This window comes from Bacillus sp. MBGLi79 (assembly GCF_002953915.1).
In genome coordinates this window covers 2,273,273-2,275,928 of record NZ_CP026521.1, presented here as the reverse complement: position 1 = coordinate 2,275,928, position 2,656 = coordinate 2,273,273, and the positions used below count along the sequence as shown (strand labels likewise).

The window sequence follows — 2,656 nt, the reverse complement described above, 5'->3', positions numbered from 1 at the left end:
TTTCACCATTTTTTGGGCGATATAAGCAAAAAAGCCGGGATTTTTTATAATCCCAGCTTTTCTTCCATATTCTTTTTCGACATCGTCCCAAGGACGATATCTTGAATCATTCCGTTTTCATCAATAATAAATGTTGTCGGATACGAAAAAATCTCGTATTTCGCATTGATGCCCGTTCGATCTAAGACGATAGGGAAATGTAAACCGTGCCTTTCGGCAAACGTTTTGACCGACTCTTCGTTTTTCTCGGAAGAGGTAAAGTTGACGGCCAAAACGGCAATGTCCTGATTTTCGTTTTGGAGTTCTTCCATTGCAGGCATTTCTATTTCACACGGTTTACACCAGGTGGCCCAAAAATTTAACAGCACTTTTTTCCCTTTAAAGTCTGATAAAGATACATCGTTTCCATCCTTTAAAGACGGAAGCGTAAAATCAGGCGCCTTGTCTCCTTTCGCAATGCCGATTTCGGCTTCCTTTTGCCCTGTGAAGTTCCATACCGCAAGACCGGCCAAAACGAAAAGAAACGCGGCAGCCAGCAATTTTTTCATCATCGGCATCCTCCAATTCAGGATCACGCTGAAAAAAGAAGAGAAAGCTAAAGGCTTTCTCTCCTCATTCAATTACTGTTTCATTTTATTGCGGAGCACCATTTGCAGGATTCCGCCGTGACGGTAATAATCGATTTCTACTTCGCTGTCAAAGCGTACAACAGCTTCAAACGACTTGACTGTGCCGTCTTCGGCAATCGCTTTGACTTGAACGAGATCCCGCGGGCGAACCGTCTCACTCACGTCAACTTCAATCGTTTCTTTCCCGGTCAAACCGAGCGTTTCAGCGTTTTCTCCCTCTTTAAATTGAAGCGGAAGAACGCCCATCAGCACAAGGTTGCTTCTGTGAATTCTTTCAAAGCTTTCTGCAATGACGGTTTTGATGCCGAGCAGATTTGTTCCTTTTGCCGCCCAGTCGCGGGAAGAACCCATTCCGTAGTCTTTTCCGGCAATGACGACCAGACCTGTGCCGTCTTCTTTATACTTCATGCAGGCATCGTAGATGGACATTACTTCTCCGGTCGGCCAATACGTTGTATAACCGCCTTCTGTACCCGGAGCGATCTGGTTTTTGATTCTGATGTTGGCGAATGTTCCCCTCATCATGACTTCATGGTTTCCGCGTCTTGAACCATATGAGTTGAAGTCTCTAGGAGAAACGCCTTTTTCCTGCAGATATTTTCCGGCTGGCGTGTCTTTGCCTATCGCTCCCGCAGGAGAAATATGGTCTGTCGTGACAGAATCTCCGAATTTGCCGACAATGCGCAAGCCTTTAAGCGGTTCAACCGTACCAGGCTCAACTGACATGTTTTCAAAGAACGGCGGGTTTTGAATGTAAGTGGATTCTTCATCCCATTTATACAGGGCTTCATCCGTTGTTTCAATCGCATTCCAGCGTTCATTGTCATCAAACACGCGCTCATATTCTTTTCTGAACAACTCAGGAGTAACGGTTTGCTTCACGACGGAGTTGATTTCGTCCATCGTCGGCCAAATATCGTTGAAGTATACGTTTTGACCGTCTTTTCCGACGCCGATCGGTTCGTTTTTCAGGTCAATATCTACCGTGCCCGCCAATGCATAGGCTACGACAAGCGGCGGAGACGCCAGGTAGTTTCCTTTGACAAGCGGATGAATCCGGCCTTCAAAGTTACGGTTTCCGGAAAGGACAGACGTAATCAGCAGGTCATTTTCGGCAACCGCTTTTTCGATTTCAGGCGCAAGCGGTCCGGAGTTCCCGATACATGTCGTACAGCCGTATCCGACGATGTTAAATCCAAGCTCGCGCATATATGGAAGCAGGCCTGAATTGACTAAGTAGCCTGTTACGACTTTTGAACCCGGAGCCAGGGATGTTTTCACATAGTTCGGTACTTTCAATCCCAGTTCAACCGCTTTTTTAGCGACAAGGCCCGCACCGATTAAGACATAAGGGTTTGATGTATTTGTGCAGCTGGTGATCGCCGCAATCGCAATCGCACCCGTTTTCATGACGGCTTCTTCGCCGTTTTCAAGCTTAAATTTGATTTCTTTGTCAGCCTCACTCGCGTTTAAACAGAATCCCTAGTTCCCTAAAGGGCTTGACAAATGCTAGTGGAATGTCTCTTTCATGTCAGTCAGCGGAATGAGATCCTGAGGACGCTTCGGACCTGAAAGATTCGCTTCAACTTTTGACAAGTCAATTTCAACGATATCGGTAAATACGGGATCTTCCTGATCAGGCGTGTAGAACAATCCGTTTTGACGGCAATATTCTTTCACCACATTGATATGTTCTTCATCACGGCCTGTTAAACGCATGTATTCCAATGCTTCCTCATCAACAGGGAAGAAACCGCAAGTCGCGCCGTATTCAGGAGCCATATTTGCGATTGTCGCACGGTCTGCAAGCGGAAGTTCTGCAACACCCGGTCCGAAGAATTCGACGAACTTTCCGACCACGCCTTTTTCACGCAGCACCTGTGTTACTTTAAGCGCCAAGTCCGTCGCCGTCGTGCCGTTCGGCAGCTTTCCGACAAGCTTCGCTCCGATTATCCTTCTAATGAAGAAAAAATGCGTCTTCTGCAAACCTTAATTGAAGAAGAGTGGCCAGAGCGCTGTATTATTTT

The 2,656-nt window shown here is 46.5% G+C and carries 1 protein-coding gene and 1 pseudogene; both read right to left on the bottom strand.

Features of this window, described 5'->3' with window-relative positions; all coding sequences use genetic code 11:
- Window positions 1-44 precede the first annotated feature (44 nt).
- A complete protein-coding gene (locus C1T29_RS11370; protein WP_020451605.1) occupies window positions 45-551 on the bottom strand; it encodes a redoxin domain-containing protein in 507 nt (168 codons plus the stop codon).
- Window positions 552-620: 69 nt separating this feature from the next.
- A pseudogene (gene acnA / locus C1T29_RS11365) lies at window positions 621-2,582 on the bottom strand (aconitate hydratase AcnA); the annotation flags it as partial.
- Window positions 2,583-2,656 lie beyond the last annotated feature (74 nt).